The sequence below is a fragment of the Ramlibacter lithotrophicus genome (assembly GCF_012184415.1).
Taxonomy (GTDB): Bacteria; Pseudomonadota; Gammaproteobacteria; order Burkholderiales; family Burkholderiaceae_C; genus Ramlibacter; species Ramlibacter lithotrophicus.
This window is the reverse complement of the sequence record NZ_VTOX01000002.1, coordinates 365,028-386,453: the sequence shown is the minus strand read 5'-3', so window position 1 is coordinate 386,453 and position 21,426 is coordinate 365,028. Positions and strand designations below refer to the sequence as shown.

The following is a 21,426-nucleotide window of genomic DNA, read 5'->3' as shown; positions in this document are numbered from 1 at the left end:
CTGCTGGAGGCTTGCGCACGGGTTTGAGCGAAATCAAGTTTCCGCCGGGCGCGCCACCGTAGCATAAATATAAGCGATTTCTTAACTACGGATGCATCATGAGTTTCCCGGCCCTGCTCGAGCGCTTTGGAGAACCTGCCGTGCTGGCGGCGGGCGGGGCCGCGATCGGCCTGGCGTTCGGCCTGTTCGCGCAGCGGTCGCAGTTCTGCCTGCGCGCCGCCGTGATCGAGTTCTGGCGCCGCGAGCCCGGGCAGAAGCTGGCGGTCTGGCTGCTCGCCTTTTCGGCCGCCGTGGTCGGCGTGCAGGTGCTGGTGCTGTCCGGGGCCATGGACGTGAGCGGCGCACGGCAACTGGCCGCGCGCGGCAGCATTTCCGGGGCGCTGGTCGGCGGGCTCCTGTTCGGGGCCGGCATGGTCCTCACGCGCGGCTGCGCCAGCCGGCTGCTGGTCCTGGCCGCCCAGGGCAACCTGCGGGCCGTGATGTCGGGACTGATCTTCGCAGTGGCCGCGCAGGCGTCGCTGGCTGGCGTGCTGGCGCCGCTGCGCCTGGGCATCAGCGAATGGTGGACCGTGGACGGCGGCGCCGGCCGCGACCTGCTGGCCGTGACCGGTCTCGGCCCGTGGGGCGGGCTGGCACTGGGGGGTATCTGGCTCGCCGCAGCCATCTGGTATGCCCTGCGCAGCGGCTGGGGCTTGTGGAAGTGGGTCGGCGGCCTCGGCACGGGGTTGATGGTCGCGGCCGGCTGGTGGTTCACCGCCGCGGTATCCGCGAACTCCTTCGCCATCGTCCCGGTGCAGGGCCTGACCTTCAGCGGCCCGTCGGCGGAATGGCTGATGCGGGTCTTGAGCACGGGTGCGGCCCCGGCCGGCTTCGACTTCGGCCTGCTGCCCGGCGTGGTGGCCGGCTCCTTCCTCGGGGCCTGGCTGGGCGGCAGCCTCAAGCTCGAAGGCTTCACCGGCGGGGCCAGCATGCCGCGCTACATCGCGGGCGCGGTGCTGATGGGATTCGGTGCGATGCTGGCCGGCGGTTGCGCGGTCGGCGCCGGCGTCACCGGCGGCGCCGTGTTCGCGCTCACCTCGTGGCTGACCCTGGTCGGCATGTGGACCGGCGCCGGGCTGACCGACCGCTGGCTGGACCGCCCGCGCAGCGTGCCGGCGGCGGGGCCCGCGGACGCCGCGATGGCGGCTCCGTAGCTACCGCGCGACTTCCGACTCGATCGCGATCTGCGTGCACACGGCCCGGCACAGCGTCACGACGCGGTCGTTGATGATGCGGTAGTAGATCTGCACGCCGTCGCGGCGCTTGCCGAGCACGCCCGCCTGGTACAGCGTGTTGAGGTGCTGCGACATGTTGGGCTGGGTGGTGTCGATTTCCGCCAGCAGTTCGCTGACGTTCTTCTCGCCGTTGCACAGGCAGCTGATGATCTTCAGCCGCATCGGCGCCGACATGACCCGGAACACCTCCGCGGCGAGTTCGAACACCTCGTCCGATTCCAGCGCTGCTGGGATCTCTTCCTTGGGAGAGCGTTTGGCCATGGTCATTCCACAAATATCGCCAGATGCCAATATAAGCGAAATCGGCCGCGTTGCCGAGCGGCCGAACCCTGCCGGCGGCGCGCCGTGCGCGACGGGTTGAGCTTTCTCAAGGATGCGACGCCGCAGCCGGCCGGTCGAGCCGCCACACCTGGTAGTTCAGCGCCGCGCGGGCGCCGGCGATCATCGCGGCGACGGCGACCAGGCTGGTGGCGCTGAGGGTGGAGATGCCGGAGATACCCTGGCCGATGGAGCATCCCAGCGCCGTCACGCCGCCCACGCCCATCAGCACGGCGCCGGCCAGGTGGTGGCCGAGGTCGCCCGGGCCCCCGAAGCCTTCCCAGCGGAAACGGCCGGTGGCGAGCGCCACCAGCGCCGACCCGGCGACGGCGCCGAACACCGAGACGATGCCCACCGTCAGCAGCTTGTTGCTGTCGCTGTAGAACATCACCCAGTCGAGGGTGTAGGCGATCGGGGAGACGAAGCTGAACGCTTCGGCGCGTCCCGAGTTGGTGGCCAGGAAGGTCTCTTCCAGCGTCTGCGGATGCTCGGCGACATGACCCAGGGCGCCGCTGATCCACCACATCGCCAGCACGGCGCCGCCCACCCCCACGCCGGCCAGCAGGTTGTTGGCCTGGCGGAATTCGCGGCTGCGCAGGGCCCACGCGACCAGCGCCCCGCCGGCGGCGAGCCCCATGACCAGCCCGGCTACGCGGGGTTCGATGCCCAGCGCCTGGGCGGCCCACGCCGGCAGCCGCGCGCCGCCCTCGAAGTCGACCCCGACCCGGTCCACGGTGGCGACCCGCCACACGGCCGTCATCCCCTTGAGCGTGGCGAACGCGGCGAAGCCCAGCACCAGCACCACCACCAGCGCCTTGAGGCTGCCGCCGCCGACCCGAACCAGGGCCTTGCTGGGACAGCCGGATGCGAGGACCATGCCGAAGCCGAAGATCGCGCCGCCCATCAGCGCGGACAGCCAGCTCCAGCGATCCGATGCATACAAGGTGGACCCGGGGTCGACCACGCCGGCCCAGGCGAGGAGGCCGAACCCGATCGTCGCCACCCCGGCGGCCAGCCCCCATTGGCGCATGCGGGTCCAGTCGCCCATGGTGGCGACGTCGCTGACCGCACCCATGGTGCAGAAGCCGGTGCGCTGCACGACGGCGCCGAACACCATCGCCACCAGGAACGCGCCCCACAGCACCTGTTGCGTGAGCATCGCGAGTTCGCCGGTGGTCATGCGCCGATTCTAGGAGCTCGTCCCGGCGGGACCGGTGCTGGTGGGCTTTGCTCCCCGGCTCGGAATCGTCCTAGTTCGAGCCGGAACTCAGGAGGCCGCGCACTCAGCCGAGTCCGAGCAACAATTCAGCCGGCGCTGATGGCCGCGGCGGGGGCCAGCTGTCACAGTCACCGCATGACAGCAAATCCGGCTCCGGTGAAGGTCAGGGTCTTCCTGGCCGACGACTCGGCCCTGATCCGCGACCGGGTGGCCGCCATGCTGGCGGCCCGCGCGATCGACATCGTCGGCCAGGCCGAAACGCCCCAGGGTTCCATTGACGGCATCCTGGCCGCCCATCCCGACGTCGTCGTGCTGGACGTGCAGCTCGAAGGCGGGACCGGCCTGCAGGTGCTGCGCGCCGTGCGCCAGGTCGACCCGGGCATCGCCTTCGTCGTGTTCAGCAACAACGCCGGCCCCGCGTACCGCAAGCGCTACCTCGGCGAAGGCGCGCAGCGCTTCCTGGACAAGACCACCGAATTCGACCAGCTCGTGAGCGCGGTTGAGCACGCTTCGCATCACGCCCACTAGAAGTCCGGAAGCCCAAGCCACCGCCGGAGGAACCATGTCCGCCACCGCCTTCCACAGCACAGCCCCGCGTTGCATCGCGATCGAGCCCGGCACCGCGGCGCCGGCCGCCGCCGTGAAGACCCAGTGTTCCACGTGCCACCTGCGCGAGCTGTGCCTGCCCAGCGGCATGAACGAGCTCGACCTCGGCCGGCTCGACAGCCTGAAGTTCACGCGGCGCAAGGTGAAGGCCGGCCAGACGCTGTACCGCGAAGGTGACAAGTTCACCTGCATCCATGCCGTGCGCTCCGGCACGCTCAAGTCCAGCCTGATGCTCTCCGACGGCCGCGAGCAGGTGAGCGGTTTCCACATCGCCGGCGAACTGGTGGGCCTGGACGGCGTCGCGCAGGGGCAGCACGCCAGCGCCACCATGGCGCTGGAGGACACCGAGCTGTGCGCGATCCCCTATGCCGGACTGTCGGACGCCACCGCGGGCCACAGCGGCATGCAGCACGTCATCAGCCGCCTCATGAGCCGCGAGATCCTGCGCGAGCACAGCCTGATGATGCTGCTGGGAAGCATGAACGCCGAGGAGCGCCTCGCGGCGTTCCTGCTGAACCTGTCGCACCGCTACGCGGCTCGCGGCTATTCGGAGCGGGAGTTCCACCTGCGCATGAGCCGCGCCGAGATCGGCAGTTACCTCGGGATGAAGCTCGAGACGGTGAGCCGCACCTTCTCCGCCTTCCAGCAGCAGGGGCTGATGGAAGTCGACAAGCGACACATCCGCATCGCCGACCTGGCGGGCCTGAAGCGCCGGTTCGAGGTCCGCGTGCACTGAGAGCCAGCGCGGTGGCGCCATGAAGTACAAGGACTATTACGCGGCCCTTGGCGTGCCCCGCGACGCGGATGCCGAGACGATCAGGAAGGCGTATCGCAAGCTCGCGCGGGAGCACCATCCCGACGTCTCAGCCGCCCCCGGTGCCGAAGCCCGCTTCAAGGAGATCGCCGAGGCCTGGCAGACGCTGAAGGACCCGGACAAGCGCGCGGCCTACGACGAGCTCGGGCGCCGTCCGGCCGGGGAGGACTTCGCGCCGCCGCCCCAATGGGCGCGCGAGTTCGGCGGCGGCTCGTTCGAGGACCTCGACCTGGCCGACCTGCTGGCCGCCTTCGGCCGCGGCCATGGCGGTGGGGCGCACCGCGCCCGCAGGCCGGCGCACGGCCGCGACTACGAGAGCACGGTGCGCATCGGCCTGGAAGACGCGCACCGCGGCGCGAAGCTGAACCTGCAGCTTGCCGGCGACGACGGCGGCGCCCGCACGCTCGAAGTCACCATTCCGCCGGGCGTGAGCGAGGGGCAGAAGCTGCGGCTGCGCGGGCGCGGCGGCAAGGGCCGCGACGGCGGCGCCGACGGCGACATCTACCTGCACATCACGCTCGCGCCGCATCCGGTCTTCCGGCCCGACGGCCACGACCTGCACCTGGACCTGGCGCTGGCGCCGTGGGAAGCCGCGCTCGGCGCCGACGTGCAGGTGCCGACGCTGGACGGCCCGCTCGTCCTCACGGTGCCGCCGGGCACGCGGGCCGGGCGCAAGCTCAGGCTGCGCGGGCGCGGGCTGGCCAACGGGCGCGGCGGCCGCGGCGACCTGTACGCCGTCGTCCACATCGACGTGCCGGGCGCGCTCACCGAGCGCGAGCGCGAACTGTTCAAGGAATTGGCCGCGGCCTCGCGCTTCGATCCGCGCGCCGTCGCCGGCCGGGGAGCTGGATCATGACTGCGCCGCTCGTGGAAGTCGCCTGGCTGGACGCGCGCGAGACGGTCACCCGCGGCGAGCTGTCCCGGGCCTGCGGCCTGACGGAGGCCGAGGTGGCCGAACTGGTGGACTACGGAGCCCTGCACGCGCTGCCCGCCGCCGGCGCGGAGCCGGTCTTCAGCGCCGAATGCCTTCCGGCGCTGCGCCGCGCGACGCGGCTGCGCCGCGATCTCGACCTCGACCTGTTCACCGTGGCCCTGCTGCTGCAATACCTCGATCGCATCGAAGTCCTCGAGCGGCAGGTGCGGTCGCTGCGCGCTCAGGTGTCGTTCCACGCGCCGGCGGCGCAGCGCGAAGGGCCTCAGCCCTGGCACGAGCCGCACGGTTGACCCCTGCGCGGCCGATGCCTGCCGCGGGCCGCCGCGCCGGCCGAAAATTGTCCTAGGGGAAACCGGGCCGCGCGTGCTAACGTGGGCCGATCCAAGGAGGATCCCGTGCCCGCATTTGCCGTCAAACACGTTGTCGAGGATCACGGGCTGCTTGCCCGGATCATGAAAGACGTCCGGAGAACGCCGTATTCCTACGCCTCCAGCGAGCCCGAGGCCACCGAGGCGGCCCTCGGCAGCGACGTCTACGTCATCGAGGTGCGCGGCGAGCCGAGGATGCCGCGCTCGTTCTGGCTGGGCTACAAGTACCGCGCCTACGAGAAGTACCCGCGGGCCGGCGGCGGCCTGTGGCGCGACCACTTCAAGTTCAAGAACGCGGCCCGGCCGATGGAGCGGGCCGAAGGCGCCTATTTCGACGCGCCGGTCCAGATCGTCGACGCGCAGGCCAACGCCTGGCTGCGCGACAAGGCGTCCTCCATCGCCCAGATCCCCGAGCACGTCGTCAGCACGCTCGACGCGCTGATCGCCGATCCGACGCACGGGGCCAAGCCCTTCGCCTGATCCGGGCGCGGCGCTTCATCCGCCAGCTTCGCCGTCCACCGGCCGCTGCACTTCGAGCACCCGGCCCGTGCCGAGGGCGCGCGTTCCGGCCAGCACACTGAAGGCCGCGCCCGCAGGGAGGCGCGCGAGCGCCAGTGCGGGCCGCAGCAGCTGAACCTGGAGCACCGCCGGCTGGGGCGCCGCGAGCCAGTCCGCCAGCGGCCGCGCCAGGCGCGCCGTGAAGCCCTCGCTGCCCACCACCAGCGTGCACAGGCCGGCGTCCACGGCGCCGGCAGGCGCCGGTCCGACACGCGCCAGTTCGACCAGCAGATGGCCCTCGAACGGCGCGGCGGGATCGAACGGCGGCCGTGGCGGGTGCGCCGCGCGCCAGCGCCGGATCGCGAACGCGACGATGTTGCCCACCGCCGGCAGCCACAGCACCAGCAGCAGCGTGCCGATGTCGCGCGCGAGCGACGGGTCGTCGGCCCATGCGCGCATGCCGGCGCCGACGATCGCCAGCGCCAGCAGCACGGCGACGATGACCTGGCGGCGATGCGGGGTGGCTTTCATGGCCGGGCGATTGTGGCATCCGTTGACCGGCGGCAGCGCAGGGCCGCGCGCCGCGTGCAGAATTCCGGCGTGAGCCCGCCGGGCCCAGCCCGCGAAGGAAAGGTCAACCATGCTCGTCGGCGTCCCCAGGGAAATCAAGGTCCACGAATACCGCACCGGCCTCACGCCGGCCAGCGTGCGCGAGCTCACCGGGCGGGGCCACCCGGTGCTGGTGGAGACCGGCCTCGGCGCGGCCATCGGCCTGTCCGACGAGCAGTACGAGGCGGCGGGCGCCGGCATCGTGCCGTCGGCGAGCGAGGTCTGGGGCCGGGCGGAACTGATCGTGAAAGTAAAGGAGCCGCAGGCGGCGGAGCGGGCGCTGCTGCGGGAAGGGCAGGTGCTCTTCACGTACCTGCACCTCGCCGCCGATCCGCCGCAGGCCGAGGATCTGGTGCGATCGCGCGCCGTGTGCATCGCCTACGAGACCGTCACCGGCCCCGGCGGCGGCCTGCCCCTGCTCGCGCCGATGAGCGAAGTGGCCGGGCGGCTGGCCGTGCAGGCCGGCGCGGCGCACCTCGAGTTGCCGGCCGGCGGCATGGGCGTGCTGCTCTCGGGCGTGCCCGGCGTGCCGCCCGCGCACGTGGTGATCATCGGGGCCGGCGTGGTCGGCACCAACGCGTTGCAGGTGGCGGCCGGCGCCGGCGCGCGCGTCACCGTCATCGACCGCAACATCGAGCGCCTGCGGCAGCTGGACCTGGTGTTCGGCAACCGCATCGCGACCCGCTGCTCCACGGGCCACGCGATCGAGGAAAGCCTGGCCGATGCCGACCTCGTCATCGGCGCGGTGCTGGTGGCCGGGGCCGCGGCGCCGAAGCTGGTGACGCGGGCCATGCTGGCCGGCATGAAGCGCGGCGCCGTGCTGGTGGACGTGGCGATCGACCAGGGCGGCTGCTTCGAGACTTCGCGCCCGACCACGCACGCCGATCCGACCTACGTCGTCGACGGCATCGTCCATTACTGCGTCGCCAACATGCCGGGCGCGGTGGCACGCACTTCCGCGCATGCCCTCAACAACGCCACGCTGCCGTTCGTGCTGGCGCTGGCCGACAAGGGCTGGCGGCGGGCCCTCGCCGACGACGAGCACCTGCGCCGCGGCCTCAACGTCTGCCGCGGCGAAGTGACGCACGAAGCGGTGGCCGACGCGCTGGGGCGGGCCTGGCGCGACCCGGGCGAGTGCCTCGCCTGAAGCAGCGGGCTCAGACGCGGGCGATCTCGAGCAGCGCCGGCGCGAGCAGCGGCGCCACGGCGATCGCATTCGTCGGATGGGCGACGGTATCGCAACTGACGACGCGCGCGGCGCCGGCGTCCAGCATCGCCTGCTGCGCCTCGCGCCCGAAGAGCGCGTGCACGACGATGCACACCGGCTGGCTGAAGCCCGCTTCACGCAGCACCTGCAGCGCCGCGACCAGCGTCTGGCCGCTCGAGCCGATGTCGTCGAGCAGCACCGGGGTGCGTCCCGGCCACGAGGTGCCGCCGGTCATCTTCACCGCGACGTCGCGGTCGCCGTGGCGCTGCTTGGCCATCACGGTCCATGGCGCGCCGCACAGGCGGGCGACCTCGGCCACCCATTGCCCGCTTTCCTCGTCCGGCCCGACCAGCAGCGGCGCCGCCACTTCACGGCGCAGCCACTGTGCGATGGCCGGCGCCGCCGCGACCGCGCGCGTCGGGATCGGGTAGATGTCGCCCAGGCTGTGCCAGCGGTGCAGGTGCGGATCGACGGTGACGAGGAACTCCAGCGCGCCCGACAGCAGCCGCGCGTAACTGCGCGAGGTCACCGCCTCGCCGGCGTGGAAACGGTGGTCCTGCCGCATGTACGCGAGGTAAGGGGCCACCAGCCCGACCCGGGCGGCGCCGAGTTCGCGCGCGGCGTCGGCGGCAAAGAGCAGGGGCAAGGTCTTGCCGTCGGGATGGTCGAGGCTGCCGGCGAACACGACGCAGCGGCCTTGCACGTCGGCGTCCAGCCGCACCAGGCATTCGCCGTCGGGAAAACGGTGCAGGGCGAGGTCGCTCCGGTCGCACCGCAGCTGCGTCGCGAGTTGCGCGGGCAGGGCGCCGGCATCGGGTAGCCCGACCACGAGGAACGGCGGCCGCGCTTCAGGCGTCTTCGGTGACATGCACGGTGTCGGCTTGCGAGATGGCGTATTCGACAGCATACGCGAGCTCGCCCGGTGAATCGGCGTGCAGCGTGAAGAGCGGCTGGCCGCGTTCGACGAACTCGCCGGTCTGCACGTGCAGGTCGACGCCGGCGCTGGGCGACTGCGGCGCGCCGGCGAGCTTGGCGATGCGCGCCAGCCGGCGGTTGTCGATGGCGACGACGCAGCCGCTGCGCGGCGCGGGCATCGCCCGGCGGTGCGGCGCCACCGGCGGTTGGCGCATGCCGCCCTGGGCCTCGCAGATCTCCTGGAACTTGGCCCAGGCCCGGCCGTCGCCGAGCACTTCCATCGCGAGCCGCTCGCCGCCGCCTGCCGGCGCCGCGCCGCCGAGTTCCAGCAACGGCCCGGCCAGGTACGCCGAGCGCAGCGCCAGGTCGGCCGGCGCGCCCGGGTGGCGCTGCAGCACGGCCAGCACGTCGCGCGCCTCCAGGGCCGGTCCGATGCCGCGGCCGACGGGGGCCAGGCCGTCGGTCGTCACCACGCGCACCTGCAGACCCAACGCGGCGCCGACCTGCTCCAGCTGCCGCCCGAGCTCATGGGCGGCCTGGGCGCTGCGCACCTTGGCGGTCGGGCCGACCGGCATGTCGATGACAACGTGGGTGGCGCCCGCGGCCGCCTTCTTCGACAGCACCGACGCCACGAGCTGGCCCTGGCTGTCGAGGTCCAGCGGACGCTCGACGCGGATCAGGACGTCGTCCGCCGGGCTCAGGCGCACGGCGCCGCCCCACACGATGCAGCCACCGGTGCGCTCCACGACGTGCTTGATCTGCGGCACGTCGAGGGCGACCGGCGCCAGCGTCTCCATCGTGTCCGCGGTGCCGGCCGGCGAGGTGATCGCGCGCGACGACGTCTTGGGCATGCGCAGCCCGCACGCGGCGACGACCGGCACGATCAGCATGGTCGTGCGGTTGCCCGGCAGGCCGCCCACCGAGTGCTTGTCCAGCACCATGCCGGGACCCCAGGCCATGCGTTCGCCGACGTCGACCATCGCCCGCGTGAGCGAGACGGTCTCCTCGAGGTCGAGGTGGTCGCCGGCGCAGGCCGTGACGAAGGCGGCGAGCTGCAGGTCCGAATAGCGCCCGGCCGCGACGTCGCGGATGATCGCGGCGAAGGCCGATGGCGTGAGGCGCCGGCCGTAGACCTTGGCCCGCACGTGGCCCAGCGATTCGAGCGGCGGCGGGTGGCGCAAGGTGGCCACGTCGCCGTCGTTCGCGTGCAGCAGCCGCCAGGCCGCCTCCGACAGGCCGGCCTCGTCGGGCGAGACGAAGCCGCCGCTCACCACGTTCAGGGTCGCGACGATGGTGCGGCCGTTGAGGGCGACCTCGACGCGCGACTGCGCCTCGAAGCCCTCGGAATGGCACACGTGGCAGTCGCGGTGCATGTACACCACGGCTTCCTGGTAGGTGTCGACGCCCAGCCGGCGCAGCCGGATGCGGCTGCCGCCGTTGCCGCCCGCCACGCTGCCCACGATCAGCCGGCGACGTCGAGCCGGTCGACGACGCTCGTGACGCCGCGCGTGCCGAACGCCGCGCCGATGGCCGCATCGTGGTCCGCCAGCGAATCCACGGTGCCGCTGAGCGTGACGGTGCCGCCGTCGACCTCGACGTCGATGTGGCGCGCCTCGCGCTCGGCATGACGCGTCAGCGCGTCGGTGATCTCGCGGGCGATGTCGAGGCCGCGCACGTGCGGCTTGAGCGTGACCAGGTTGGTGACACCGCGCACGCCGGTGAGCGGGCGCATGCACTGCTCGGCGCTCGCGAGCTGGTACGGCCAGTCCACCTCGCCGGTCAGCGTCACCCAGCCGTCGTCGACCTCGACCTGCACGCGGTCGTCGGGCACCAGCGAGTTCCAGCGCAGCGCCGCCACGGCGGCCCGCGCGATGTCGGTGTCGCCGCGGCGGTGCTCCGGCACCAGGCGCACGTCGAGTTCCATCGCGACGCCGCGCACGCCGGCGACGCGGCGCACGGCGCGCTCGGCCGCGTGTTTCTGCGCCAGCGTGTCGAGATGGCCGGTGAGCGTCACCAGGCCGTTCCTGGCGCTCACGCCGATGGCGGCGGGGTTGATGGCGGGATCCCAGGCGAGTTCGGCCAGCACGTCGGCCTTCAGTTGTGCATCCGTTTTCATCTCGGCATCCTTCGTGTCACGAGTGTCTGCCCGCGCGGAGCGCGGGGCCTTCTTCAATCTAGGCCGTGGCCCTTCGTGCGCCTTGACCAGACGCAACCGCCGCAGCGCGCCTCCCCCCTTGATCTGGATCACGGCGGCAGGGGGGGTGCCGCCTAGAGTGAATGAGCCGCACCGCGACCATCCGAGCCCGCCATGAAACCCGACTGGATCCTCATCGCCAACGCCACCCGCGCCCGCCTGCTCGAGCAGGAGACGAAGGACAAGGTCAAGGAGCTCAAGAGCTTCGAGCATCCGCAAAGCCGCAGCCGGGCCAGCGAACTTGGCACCGACCGCCCCGGCTACCAGCGAACGGACCGCAGCTTCGGCGCGGCCAGTTTCCAGCCGCGCACCGACCCCAGGCACAAGGAGCACGTGCTGTTCGCGCGCGAGCTGGCGCAATACCTCGAGCGCGAGGCGCAGCTCGGAACCTGCGGCTCCATCTCGCTGCTGGTGTCGAGCCCGTTCCTGGGCGAACTCAAGGCCGAGCTGGGTGAGGCGACCAGGCGGCTGCTCGGGGTGACGCGCAACGTCGACCTCACGATGGTCGGCAAGGCCGAGCTTGCGCGGCGCGTCGCGCAGGAGATGGCCCAGTAAGTCCTCCAGGCCTGGGCACCCGGTCGGGGCCCCTCAGTGTCCGCGCGACTGACGTGGCAGTGTGCCCACCAGCACCGCGAGCAGGTGCCGTGCCAGCAGCTCGTTGACGCCTTCGCGGTTGAGGTGGTCGCTGTCGAAGTAGAACCGCGGCTCGGACAGGGCCGTCGACCAGTCGTGCAGCGGCACGTCGGCGGCACGCAGCACGCGGCCGAGCGCAACGTCGAACTGCACCTCCTGCGGCAACTGGCTGCGGTACTGTGCCGGCGTGGGCAGTTTCACCACCACCACGCGCATGCCGGCCTGCCGGGCCAGCGCGAGCACCCGCGACAGCTCGGCCAGGTAGCGGTCCATCGCGGCGTCCGGGGTGCCGTCCGGGTACAGATACGCCATCCGCTTCTTCACGGCGCTCGCCGAGGGCCGCCACGTGCGCTCGAACTGCGCCTCGCCTTCCCAGTGGTCGTCCCGGAACCGGTCGCGGTTGTTGATCTTGGAAAAGCCGGTCGTGTAGTCGGCCAGCGCGCGCGGCGAGACGCCGTCGTCGCGCACGTACTGCCATAGTCCCGCCGCCACCGCCGGCCGGTACGGCGTTCGGGCCAGCAGCTTCGCGTCGGCGAAGCGATCCTCGTTCCAGGCGGGCGAGTAGAAGGCGAATGCATCGGCGACGATCAGGAGGTTGGCGGCACGCCGCTCGCGCAGGAATTGCTCGAACACGAACCGGTTGTACAGCGGCCCCGTGCCCGGCGCCGCCAGGTTCAGCAGCTGCAGGCCGGTCCGGCGGTGCACGGCGGCCTCGGTGTCGCCGAAGGCAAGCGGCATCGCATGCGAGGTGCCGAGCACCAGCCAGTCCACGGCCTGCTCACGCGTGGCCGCGATCCTGAACAAGGGATTGGCGTGCCCCGTGCGTTGCACCAGTTGTTCGGCGGCGGCGAAGAGCAAGGCGTACAGCAGCAGCCCCAGGCCGGCGAACGTCGCCGCGCGTCGCGCCAGCGTCCGCATGCTCCGTTCCGGTGCGATGCTGTCCATCATCAGAACTGCATGTAGATGAACTCGCGCGACTGCCAGCGGCCGAGCACGAGCACAGCGAAGATCCCTGCGTAGCTCGCCGCCCACCGCCACGCCGTGCGGGCGGCGGCCAGGCGCAGGAAGATCGAGCGCCGCTCGTCGAGCAGTTCGATCGCCAGCAGGGCGCCGATCAGCGCGAAGCCGAGCAGGTGGTCCGGCGTGAACGGGTAATGCGCGAGCAGGCCCGGAATGGCGGCCAGGTTGCTGGCGATCCTGCACAGGATGGTCCAGGCGTCGGCAAGCGTTTTCGCCCGGAAGAAGATCCACGTGACGGCGATCAGGTGGAACGTGAGCAGCACCCGCACGACGAGCCACGGCCGGCTGGCCGCGACGCGCGGCAGCTTTGCGCCCAGCCGTCGCCAGAAGGGGCGAGTGGCGAGCCCCGCCCACTGGTAGCCGCCGTTCAGAACCCCCCACGCGAGGAAGGTCCAGCCAACGCCGTAGCCGAGGCCGGCGTGCCACAGGCCGCTGGCGATGAACACCAGCATCAGGTTCAGGTACTGTCGCGTGCGGCCGGCGCGGCTGCCGCCGAGCGGGATGTACAGGTAGTCGCGGAACCAGCGGCCCAGGGAGATGTGCCAGCGCTCGCTCCAGAACTCCGAGGTGCTGCGCGACAGGTAGGGTCGGCGGAAGTTCTGCATCAGCTGCATGCCGAACAGCAGCGACACGCCGATCGCGATGTCGGTGTAGCCGGAAAAGTCGCAGTAGATCTGGAACGCGAAGAAATACACGCTGATCAGCAGGTCGACCGGCGAGGCGTAGGCGGCGATGTTGAACGTGCGGTCGACGAATGGCGCAAGGTTGTCGGCGATCAGCACCTTCTTGACCAGGCCCCAGACGATCAGTTGCGAGCCGAGCACCAGCTGCTCGGGCGTCGCGCGCAGCCCGTGACGCAGCTGCGGGAGGAAGGTCGTGGCGCGCTCGATCGGGCCAGCGAGGATCTTGGGGAACCACGCGACGTACAAGGCCAGGTGGCCCGCGTGCGGCTGCGACGGCAGCCGCCGCGCGAAGACGTCGATCAGGTACGCGGCGCCGGAGAACACGTAGAACGAAAAGCCGGCCGGAGCCGCCGTGCCCAGCCGCGGCAGCGCCGGTCCGGCACCGGTATCGTCCTGCAGCAGCCGCTCGAGCTCGCCGGCGGCGAAGTCGTGGAACTTGAAGGCGGCCAGCGCCCCGATCAGCGTCACGAGGCCGGCCGCGAGCAGGCTGCGCCGCGCCAGCGGGGACGGCGTGCGCGCGATCAGCGAGCCGCAGGCCGAGACGAGGAGGGTGACGCCGGCCAGGAACGCGAGGTTGGCCGGCCGCGCGAAGCCGTAGAAGAAGCAGCTGGCCGCCAGCAACCAGCCCCAGCGCGCCGACGCCGGCAGCGCCGCGAACACCGCCAGCGCCACGGGCAGGAACAGGAAGAACTCGAGCGAGTTGAACAGCATGCCGCGCCCCCGGGCGCCGCGCTCAGTACGTGGCGCCGCCGGCGCGCAGGTCCTCGGGCACCTGGTCGATCGGGATCGCCGCGTTCAGCACCAGGTAGTTCGCCAACGCTTCCCGCTGCTGCGCGTTGAGCTTGATCTGCACGTGGCTCGGCTTGTTCATGGAGCCGAGCCAGGCCTGCTTCGTGCGGTCCTGCGTCACGACCACCGTGACGATGTGGCAGCTCTGGCAGTACTCCAGCGTCATGTCGCGCCCGTCCAGCGGCAGCGCCTTGTCCCAGGCGGCCTTGCTCGGATTCGCCGGCACCTTGGCCGGCGGCAGCGGCAGGTTGAACGACATGTAGTCGGCCAGCGTCGCCAGCTCCCTGTCGGACAGCCGCTGCACGGCGGGGAACTGCGGGCCGCGGCGCTTGAGTTCGGCGACCCATTCGTCACGGGTGTGCCTGACGCCTACCATGGCCCGGACGTCCTCGGCCTTGCGGCCGGCCAGCACGTTCGCGAGCAGCGTGCGGCCGCCCTGCGGGATGAAGTCGAAGATGTCCTCGGCGGCGTGGGCCGCGGACAGCGCGCCCAATCCCGCGATCAGCGCGGCGATTACGCGCCTGGAAATCGCCGGCCTTGTCATGATGGGCCTCCCTGTGCTTCGTTTCCTAGAACCGCAGGTCCGGCGGCACTTCGTCGACCTTCATCGGCATGTTGAGCTCGGAATAGCGCGCGAACTCCTCGCGCTCGCGCGGCGTCATCTTCATCTGCCGGTGGAACGGCGACATGAACATGTTGCGCCAGTGCTGTGCGCTGCGCTCCTGCGTGAGATGGCTCGAGAACAGCGAATGGCAGGACTGGCACTCTTCCCACGCCAGGTCGCGCCCGTCGCGCGGCAGTTGCTGCGCGCTGTCCAGCGGGCCGTCCACCGGCAGATTGACGGCGAGGTAGGCGGCGAGCGTCGCGCGCTCGCGCTCGGTCAGGCGCTTGCCTTGCGCGTCGGCGAACTCGCGCCACTGGGCCTCGGTGCGTTTGCTCTGCACGACGGGACGCAATTGCGCGGGCGTGCTGCCGATCGTCTCCAGCAGCAGCGCCCGCCCTCCCTTGGGCATGAAGTTGAAGTCCTCGCCCGCCGCCGCCAGTGCGGCCGGCGTGACGAGCGAGGCGCCCAGCGCGAGCGCGGCCGCCATCGACCGCGCCGCGTTCATGACCCCCCCGCGCCGGGCACGTGATCGCGAAACGAGAACACCGGCACGCTGACGTGCGAGCTGGCCTGCCCTTCCGCGAAGCCCTGGCCGCGCATCAGGTCCAGCACCAGCACCGTGTTGTCGTCGTAGAACTGCTCGCCGCAGGCGCCGCAGCGCAGCGCGGGGATGTCCTCCACGACCACCAGGCGGTCGTCGTGCCAGAAGGCGGATTTCACCGCCGCCGGCTGCACGTCCTCGCCGCCGCAGTTCGTGCAGGTCATGAAGGACCGCGCCATGTGTGCCTCCTTCAGCCGACCAGCTTCAGCGCGGCCTTGACCACGTTCTCGGCACTCGGCCGCATCCACAGGAACATCTCGGGCGAGGCCGGCGGCGGCGCGTCGGGGAAGGCGACGCGCTTGAAGCGCGCGCCGGCCACGTTTTCCGCCACCCGCGCGATCACCTCGGCGCCGGGGCACAGCGTGTAGTAGCTCTGGTCCACCGTCAGCAGGTACTTGGTCTTCTGGACCGACTTCACCAGCGTCTCGGTGTCCATGGGCTTGAGGCAGCGCAGGTCGATCGCCTCGACCTTCATGCCCTGCGCCTGCAGCTTGCCCGTGGCTTCCATCACGTCGGGCATGCTCGCGCCGGAGCCGACGATGGTGATGTCGCTGCCGGTGGTGCGGATCGCCGCCTTGTCCAGGGGGACCGTGTACTGGTTGTCGGGCACTTCCTCCATCAGCTCGCGCAGCCCGGCCGGATACAGGTACGCCACGGGGTTCGGGTCGCGGATGGCCGAGACCATCATGCCCTTGGCGTCGTACGGCGTCGAAGGCACCACCGTCTTCACGCCGGCGATGTGGGCGTAGTAGGTGTCGATCTCGTAGTCCGAATGCTGGCCGGCGAAGCCCGGCGTCTGCCCGGTCATCTCGAGAATGAACACCACCGGCATCGCGGCCTTGCCGCCGCTCATCGAACGCAGCTTGCCGGCATGGTTCTGGATCACCTGGAAGCACATGGCGTTGCCCTGGTAGGGGATGTAGGTCACGGCCCTGGATCCGGCCAGTCCCGCGCCCAGCGTCGCGGACGCCATCCAGTTCTCGTCGATGCCCGTGTTGACCACGCGGTTGCGGCCGAACTCGCGCTCCAGGTTGATCACCGGCTTGCCGGGGGTCGAGGCGACCGGGGGCGTCAGCTCGAAGATCCACACCATGCTCTTGTCCTGCCGCATCTCGCCTTGCACTGCCTCCAGGACGGAATACATCCAGCTCTTGCGTGCCATGGTTTTCTCCTTGAGCGATCAGCCGAACTGGCGGGCCGGAACCACGCCTTCGACGAACACGTTGCGCAGGCCGTCTTCGGGCTTGCAGTTAGGCTGTTGCGCGGCCCACGCGAAGGCTTCGATCGCCTCCTGTTTCGCCGCCGCCTCGATCTGGTCGGCGCGGGCGCGCGTCAGCACGCCCCAGTTGATCAGGACGTCGCGGGCGATCACCACCGGATCGCGCTGCATCCACGCGCGCACTTCGCGCTCCGGGCGGAACGAGGAGATCGCCAGCGGGTCGTAGCCGAACGCACCGAGCTCGCCCGGCTTCACGCCCGGGGCGCCCCAGTGGTTGTAGTAGCGATAGGTCTTGGCCTCGATCAGCGTCGGGCCTTCGCCGGCCCGCGCGCGGTCCACGGCGATCTTCGCGACGTTGTAGACCTGGAACACGTCCTGGCCGTCGACCACCACGCCCGGAATGCGATAGGTCCGGGCCGCATCGGCGATGTCCTTCATCGGGCACGAATACGAGTAGTGCGCGTACTGGTGGTAGAGGTTGTTCTCCAGCACGTAGATGAAGGGCAGCTTCAGGAGCGCCGCGTTGTTCAGCGTCGCGTGGAAGTGCGGCGTCGCGTAAGTGCCGTCGCCGCCGAAGTTGACCACCACCTGCTTGCTGCCGCGCGCCTTGATGGCGAAGGCCGAGCCGGTGGCGATCACCGGGCCGGGACCGATCATGCCGTCGGCACCGATGAAGCCGATCGAGGCATCGGACAGGTGCATCTCGCCGGCATAGCCGTTGTTGATGCCGGTGGCCTTGAACTCCTCCTCCGCCGCCATCTTCTTCATGTCCATGCCCTTGGCGATCGCGTGGCCGGTCGGACGGTGCGTGCTGTAGACCAGGTCGGCCTCGAGGACGCCGCCCTTGTTGTTCAGCGCGGCGCAGACGCCGGCCGCGACGGCTTCCTGGCCCGCGTAGAAGTGGTTGTACCCGCGATAGTTCGGGTCGCTGGCCATCTTGTCGGCCATGGTGCGCTCGTGCCAGCGGATGCGCACGATGGTGGTGAACATGTCGACGAGCTTGTCGTTCGGCAGGTCCTTCGACCAGTAACCGCTTTCGCCGGCGGCGAACGCGGACTGGCCGGTCATCAGCGAGACCGCCGCGCCCGCGCTCGCGACGGACTTCATGAATGCGCGCCGGCCCAGGGCGCCGATCGGATCCGTGACGGGTGCCAGCGACGGTGCATCCGCGCGTACGAGGCTGTCGGGTGAGGACATATGCGGTCTCCCTTGCTGTGAGTGGACAGAGCAAACGTAGGCCGCCGCCGAGCTTTGGCTTTGCGCTACGTCAATCCCGGCCGGCCGCGACTGGTGCAGGGCCTTGTGACCGGGCCACGCAGTTGCATGCGGATGCGCTGCGCGGATGAGCGCCATGCCGCTGCCCGGCGCAACTTGCACATTGACCTGCATCATTGCCGGCGCGCTGCCCCGGCCTAGATTGATCGATGTCACCGTGCGCCGGGTGGACCGCCGACTGCGGCAGGGCGACGCGATGGGGCCGCGATCCAAGGCGGCCCGCCGACCGTGACGTGGTGCGCCGCGGTCGTCGCCCGATGTGCAGGCGGTTCCCGCCCGGGTGGCAGCCCGGTGCGCGGTGACAACCCCAGCGGCAGTCTTCCCGGCGTCAGCCGCGCGGATCGGCGCGGCGCCCGCGCGGTCCCGGCTTGCGCCAGCGAGACGGCGGCCGCCGCGGCTGGCCGGTGGCGTAGGCCTGGCGGTCCAGGGCCATCTGCGCGAGGCGCGCCGTCACTAGCTGGTTCACCGTTCCCTCGGCCAGGCGGCCGGCGGCATCGCGCTCGCCGGCGGCGTGCCCGGTGAGCAGCTGCACCGCCTCATCGACATGGCCCACCGGCCAGACATGGAACAGGCCCTGCGCCGCGGCGTCCACGACGTCCTCGCGCAGCATCAGGTGTCTGATGTTGGCGCGCGGGATCAGCACGCCCTGCTCGCCGGTGAGGCCGCGCGCGCGGCAGACGTCGAAGAAGCCTTCGATCTTCTCGTTGACGCCGCCGATCGCCTGGACGGCGCCGGCCTGGTCGATCGAGCCGGTCACGGCCAGCGACTGCCGCACCGGCAGGCCGGCCAGTGCCGAGAGCAGCGCGCACAGCTCGGCCAGCGAAGCGCTGTCGCCTTCCACCGGCCCGTACGACTGCTCGAACACCAGGCTCGCCGACATCGAGTACGGCAGGTCCTGCGCATAGCGCGAGCGCAGGTAGGCGGCCAGGATCAGCACGCCCTTCGAGTGGATCGGCTGGCCCAGAGCGGACTCGCGCTCGATGTCGACCAGGTCGCCGTCGCCCTGGCGCGCGGTGGCAGTGATGCGCACCGGGTGCCCGAAGCGGAATTCGCCGAGTTCGTGCACCGCGAGCCCGTTGACCTGGCCGGCCTGCGCGCCGCTGGTCGCGACCACCAGGGTGTCGCTGAGCACCGCATCGTGCAGGTTGTCGCGCAGCCGGTCGGCGCGGCGGATGCGCGCCGCGAGTGCCTGGGTGACGTCCTCGCGCAGGACCAGCGCGCGACCGGCCCGCGCGGCGACCAGGTCCGCTTCGTGCAGCAGTTCCTCGAGCTGCCGCGTCGCGGTGGAGAGCTTTCCGGCGTCGCCCGCCTGCCGCGCCGCGTGCTCGATCAGCCGCGTCACGGCATCGCGCTGCAGCGGGCGCAACTTCGCGCCGCGCGCGAGGGAGCCGACCAGCGCCGCATAGCGGGCGGTCTGCTGCGCGTCGCGCGGCACCTCGTCCTCGAAGTCGGCGGCCACCTTGAAGAGGTCGTCGAACTCGGGGTCCAGCGCCTGCAGCAGGTAATAGTGGCGGCGCTCGCCGAACAGGATGATCTTCAGCGCCAGCGGAACCGGTTCCGGCTCCAGCGCCACGGTGCTGACCCAGCCCAGCACCTGCGGCAGCGATTCGATCACCGCCTCCCCGCTGCGCAGCGCGCGCTTCAGGCCGTCCCACGCATAGGGCTGGGCGAGCACCTCCAGCGCGTCCAGCAGCAGGTAGCCACCGTTCGCGCGCTGCAGGCTTCCCGCCTTGATCATCGTGAAGTTGGTCAGCAGCGTGCCCATGTGCGGCAGGTGGTCGATCCGGCCGACCAGGTTGGCGTAGGTCGGGTTGTCGCACTCGAGCACCGGGACATGGTCGCCCGGCTGGTGCCCGACGAACAGGTTGACCTGGTAGCGGATCAGGGACAGGCTGCCGGTGAAGCCGCTCGGCTCCTCGTCCTCGCTGCGCTGCTCGCGCAGCTGCTGGCCCGCCTCCAGGATGTCCTTGAGCACTTCGTCGAGGAAGGAAAGCACCGTCGGATGGGCGGCGAACTGCTCCTTCAGCTCCTCGATCAGGTGCCCGGCCGCGAAGCCCATGGTGTCGCGCGTCGCCTCGCGGATCCGGCTCTGCATCTCCCTTCGCATGCGGGGCAGCTCGTGCATCAGGTCGAGCAGCGGCGTGCGCATTTCCTCCACGGTGCGCGAAAGGCGATCGCGCTCTTCCTGGGTCAACGCTTCGAGCTGCTCCTCCGTCATGGGCTCGCCGTCCTTCGTCGGCGCGAAGGCGAATCCCTGCGGCGTGCGCAGCACGGCTACCCCCTGCTGCCCGGCACGTTGCACCAGCGCCTGCAGCGCATCGTTCTCGCGCTGCTTGTAATCCTTCTCGATCGCCTCGATGCGCGAGCGGTACTCCTGGCTCTCGAACGCGACCTGGATCGCCTTGCCGACCTCCTCGGCGAAGCCCTGCATCTGCGCCCGCAGCCGCCCGCCTTCGCCGGCCGGCAGGCTCAGCGCACGCGGCTTGTTCGGGTCCGCGAAGTTGTAGAGATAGCACCAGTCGACCGGCCCCGGCCGCTGCCGCGCGTGCAGCTCCACCAGCTGCCGCACGACCTCGTGGCGCCCGCTGCCAGGGCGCCCCAGCACGAAGAGGTTGTAGCCGGGCCCGGCGATGTCCAGCGCCATCGCCACGGCTTCGATCGCGCGTGCCTGCCCGAACGGCTGGTCGGGCTCGGGCAGCGACTCGGTGGTCTCGAACGCGAACCGGGCCGGGTCGCAGCGCGTGCACAACTGGCTCGCCGGCAGGCCCGGGGGTTGCGCATTCGCGGCCCCGAGCAGCAGGGGTGCCTCGCTGCGCCTCACGGGAGCGTCGTCCGTTCGTGGCTGGTGGCTGCCGCGACGGCGGCGGCGACCGCCTGCATCTGCTGGGCCACGGCCTGCAGCACGTCGTCGAGCGTGACGATGCCGATCAGCACGTTCCTCGGCCCGGTGACCGGGATGCGGCGGATCTTCGAGCGCCGCATCATGGCGAGCAGGTCGAGGATGGTGTCGTCCTCGCGTGCCGTGACGACCTTGCCGGTCATCGCGTCGGCGACGCGCAGGCCGTGCGGGTCCCGGTCGGCCGCCACCACGCCCATCGCGATGTCGCGATCCGTGAGCACGCCGACGACGATGCTTTCCTCGGGCGACACCTCCTGCACGACGACCAGGCAGCCGACACTGCGCTCGCGCATGAGCCGCGCCGCCTCGCCGAGGGCCATGCTGGGATAGGTGATGGTGACGATCCGGCTGCAGATGTCGGCCGCGGTGAGCGTGAACCTCATCGCGCCCCCCCGGTTTCGCCCGCGGCCGGCGGCCGGGTGAATTCCTGCATGCGCCTCATCGTTTCCTCGAGTTGACGGCGCATCCCGTCGAACGCATCGCGCAGCGCGACATACACGTCCGGATCCTCGACGCGCGTCACGGCCAGTTCGCGGCCGGGCAGCGTCAGGTCCACGCGTACCGCGAACCGGCGGCCCTGGTTGCGATGCCGGTGCGGCAGGTCGATGACCACGTGGCAGGCCATGATCTCGGGGCAGAACTGCTCGAGCTTGGCGATCTTCTCCCGGGCCGCGGCCTCGAGCGCCTCGGACGGTTCCATGCCGACGAACCGGATGTCAGGAGCTTGCTTCATCGCGTTTTCCAGTG

At 71.0% G+C, this 21,426-nt stretch carries 24 protein-coding genes; 8 read left to right on the top strand and 16 right to left on the bottom strand.

The genetic code is table 11. The features are described 5' to 3' along the window. Positions 1–98 precede the first annotated feature (98 nt). Positions 99–1,193 carry a YeeE/YedE family protein gene (locus RAMLITH_RS07885; RefSeq protein WP_168106822.1) on the top strand — a complete coding sequence of 365 codons (1,095 nt, stop codon included), beginning with the start codon at positions 99–101 and terminating at the stop codon, positions 1,191–1,193. Here RAMLITH_RS07885 and RAMLITH_RS07880 read toward each other — a convergent pair whose 3' ends face one another. Both RAMLITH_RS07880 and RAMLITH_RS07875 read right to left on the bottom strand, forming a co-directional pair. Continuing rightward, positions 1,194–1,535 (bottom strand): ArsR/SmtB family transcription factor, encoded by a 342-nt coding sequence (locus RAMLITH_RS07880; RefSeq protein WP_168106821.1) that lies wholly within the window; start codon positions 1,533–1,535, stop codon positions 1,194–1,196. A gap of 106 nt (positions 1,536–1,641) precedes the next feature. After that, positions 1,642–2,772, bottom strand: coding sequence for a YeeE/YedE family protein (locus tag RAMLITH_RS07875; RefSeq protein WP_168106820.1), 1,131 nt, complete (start codon positions 2,770–2,772; stop codon positions 1,642–1,644). 174 nt (positions 2,773–2,946) lie between these two features. Here RAMLITH_RS07875 and RAMLITH_RS07870 point away from each other — a divergent pair, with 174 nt between their 5' ends. From RAMLITH_RS07870 to RAMLITH_RS07850, 5 genes are all read left to right on the top strand, one after another. Next, entirely contained in the window at positions 2,947–3,339 is a 393-nt protein-coding gene (locus tag RAMLITH_RS07870; RefSeq protein ID WP_168106819.1) for a response regulator, read from the top strand. Positions 3,340–3,373: 34 nt separating this feature from the next. Then, positions 3,374–4,153 (top strand): fumarate/nitrate reduction transcriptional regulator Fnr, encoded by a 780-nt coding sequence (fnr, locus tag RAMLITH_RS07865; protein ID WP_168106818.1) that lies wholly within the window; start codon positions 3,374–3,376, stop codon positions 4,151–4,153. 19 nt (positions 4,154–4,172) lie between these two features. Further along, entirely contained in the window at positions 4,173–5,087 is a 915-nt protein-coding gene (locus RAMLITH_RS07860; RefSeq protein WP_168106817.1) for a DnaJ C-terminal domain-containing protein, read from the top strand. Next, complete coding sequence (locus RAMLITH_RS07855; protein ID WP_168106816.1) at positions 5,084–5,455, top strand: chaperone modulator CbpM; 372 nt, start codon at positions 5,084–5,086, stop codon at positions 5,453–5,455. The genes RAMLITH_RS07860 and RAMLITH_RS07855 overlap by 4 nt, the downstream gene beginning before the upstream one ends. A 105-nt stretch (positions 5,456–5,560) precedes the next feature. Beyond that, the gene (locus RAMLITH_RS07850) at positions 5,561–6,013 is read left to right on the top strand and encodes a hypothetical protein (protein ID WP_168106815.1); all 453 of its coding nucleotides are present in this window, start codon (positions 5,561–5,563) and stop codon (positions 6,011–6,013) included. Between the two features lie 15 nt (positions 6,014–6,028). Here RAMLITH_RS07850 and RAMLITH_RS07845 read toward each other — a convergent pair whose 3' ends face one another. Beyond that, a complete protein-coding gene (locus RAMLITH_RS07845) occupies positions 6,029–6,562 on the bottom strand; it encodes a hypothetical protein (protein ID WP_168106814.1) in 534 nt (177 codons plus the stop codon). Between the two features lie 109 nt (positions 6,563–6,671). On the opposite strand from RAMLITH_RS07845, the gene ald reads away from it, so the two are divergent. Beyond that, the gene (gene ald / locus RAMLITH_RS07840) at positions 6,672–7,787 is read left to right on the top strand and encodes an alanine dehydrogenase (protein ID WP_168106813.1); all 1,116 of its coding nucleotides are present in this window, start codon (positions 6,672–6,674) and stop codon (positions 7,785–7,787) included. 10 nt (positions 7,788–7,797) lie between these two features. On the opposite strand, the gene RAMLITH_RS07835 is transcribed toward ald, so the two are convergent. From RAMLITH_RS07835 to RAMLITH_RS07825, 3 genes are read right to left on the bottom strand one after another with little or no spacing between them, the layout of a single operon-like run. Beyond that, entirely contained in the window at positions 7,798–8,715 is a 918-nt protein-coding gene (locus RAMLITH_RS07835; RefSeq protein WP_168106812.1) for a ribose-phosphate pyrophosphokinase, read from the bottom strand. Continuing rightward, positions 8,696–10,213 carry a thymidine phosphorylase family protein gene (locus RAMLITH_RS07830; protein WP_475493625.1) on the bottom strand — a complete coding sequence of 506 codons (1,518 nt, stop codon included), beginning with the start codon at positions 10,211–10,213 and terminating at the stop codon, positions 8,696–8,698. The genes RAMLITH_RS07835 and RAMLITH_RS07830 overlap by 20 nt, the downstream gene beginning before the upstream one ends. 11 nt (positions 10,214–10,224) lie before the next feature. Next, complete coding sequence (locus tag RAMLITH_RS07825) at positions 10,225–10,878, bottom strand: BON domain-containing protein (RefSeq protein WP_168106811.1); 654 nt, start codon at positions 10,876–10,878, stop codon at positions 10,225–10,227. Positions 10,879–11,070: 192 nt separating this feature from the next. Here RAMLITH_RS07825 and RAMLITH_RS07820 point away from each other — a divergent pair, with 192 nt between their 5' ends. After that, positions 11,071–11,511, top strand: a complete 441-nt coding sequence (locus RAMLITH_RS07820) for a host attachment protein (RefSeq protein WP_168106810.1) — start codon at positions 11,071–11,073, stop codon at positions 11,509–11,511. Positions 11,512–11,544: 33 nt separating this feature from the next. Here the strand turns inward: RAMLITH_RS07820 and RAMLITH_RS07815 are convergent, their stop codons facing one another. The 10 genes from RAMLITH_RS07815 to RAMLITH_RS07770 form a co-directional block, all read right to left on the bottom strand. After that, positions 11,545–12,534, bottom strand: a complete 990-nt coding sequence (locus tag RAMLITH_RS07815) for a hypothetical protein (RefSeq protein WP_202883250.1) — start codon at positions 12,532–12,534, stop codon at positions 11,545–11,547. A gap of 2 nt (positions 12,535–12,536) precedes the next feature. Beyond that, the gene (locus RAMLITH_RS07810; protein ID WP_168106809.1) at positions 12,537–14,003 is read right to left on the bottom strand and encodes an MBOAT family O-acyltransferase; all 1,467 of its coding nucleotides are present in this window, start codon (positions 14,001–14,003) and stop codon (positions 12,537–12,539) included. A 22-nt stretch (positions 14,004–14,025) separates the two neighbouring features. Then, on the bottom strand, positions 14,026–14,625 hold the full coding sequence (locus RAMLITH_RS07805) for a hypothetical protein (RefSeq protein WP_168106808.1): 600 nt from the start codon (positions 14,623–14,625) through the stop codon (positions 14,026–14,028). 25 nt (positions 14,626–14,650) lie between these two features. Then, a complete protein-coding gene (locus tag RAMLITH_RS07800; protein ID WP_168106807.1) occupies positions 14,651–15,190 on the bottom strand; it encodes a hypothetical protein in 540 nt (179 codons plus the stop codon). After that, positions 15,187–15,465, bottom strand: coding sequence for a YgiT-type zinc finger protein (locus RAMLITH_RS07795; RefSeq protein ID WP_168106806.1), 279 nt, complete (start codon positions 15,463–15,465; stop codon positions 15,187–15,189). Before RAMLITH_RS07795 ends, RAMLITH_RS07800 begins: the two co-directional genes overlap by 4 nt. A gap of 11 nt (positions 15,466–15,476) precedes the next feature. After that, positions 15,477–16,448 (bottom strand): alpha-ketoacid dehydrogenase subunit beta, encoded by a 972-nt coding sequence (locus RAMLITH_RS07790; RefSeq protein ID WP_168106805.1) that lies wholly within the window; start codon positions 16,446–16,448, stop codon positions 15,477–15,479. Positions 16,449–16,466: 18 nt separating this feature from the next. Beyond that, the gene (locus RAMLITH_RS07785; RefSeq protein ID WP_202883249.1) at positions 16,467–17,702 is read right to left on the bottom strand and encodes a thiamine pyrophosphate-dependent dehydrogenase E1 component subunit alpha; all 1,236 of its coding nucleotides are present in this window, start codon (positions 17,700–17,702) and stop codon (positions 16,467–16,469) included. A gap of 406 nt (positions 17,703–18,108) precedes the next feature. Continuing rightward, positions 18,109–20,601 carry an AAA family ATPase gene (locus RAMLITH_RS07780; RefSeq protein WP_202883248.1) on the bottom strand — a complete coding sequence of 831 codons (2,493 nt, stop codon included), beginning with the start codon at positions 20,599–20,601 and terminating at the stop codon, positions 18,109–18,111. Further along, entirely contained in the window at positions 20,598–21,062 is a 465-nt protein-coding gene (locus RAMLITH_RS07775; protein WP_168106804.1) for a CBS domain-containing protein, read from the bottom strand. The genes RAMLITH_RS07780 and RAMLITH_RS07775 overlap by 4 nt, the downstream gene beginning before the upstream one ends. After that, positions 21,059–21,412 (bottom strand): HPF/RaiA family ribosome-associated protein, encoded by a 354-nt coding sequence (locus RAMLITH_RS07770; RefSeq protein WP_168106803.1) that lies wholly within the window; start codon positions 21,410–21,412, stop codon positions 21,059–21,061. Before RAMLITH_RS07770 ends, RAMLITH_RS07775 begins: the two co-directional genes overlap by 4 nt. Between the last annotated feature and the right edge of the window lie 14 nt (positions 21,413–21,426).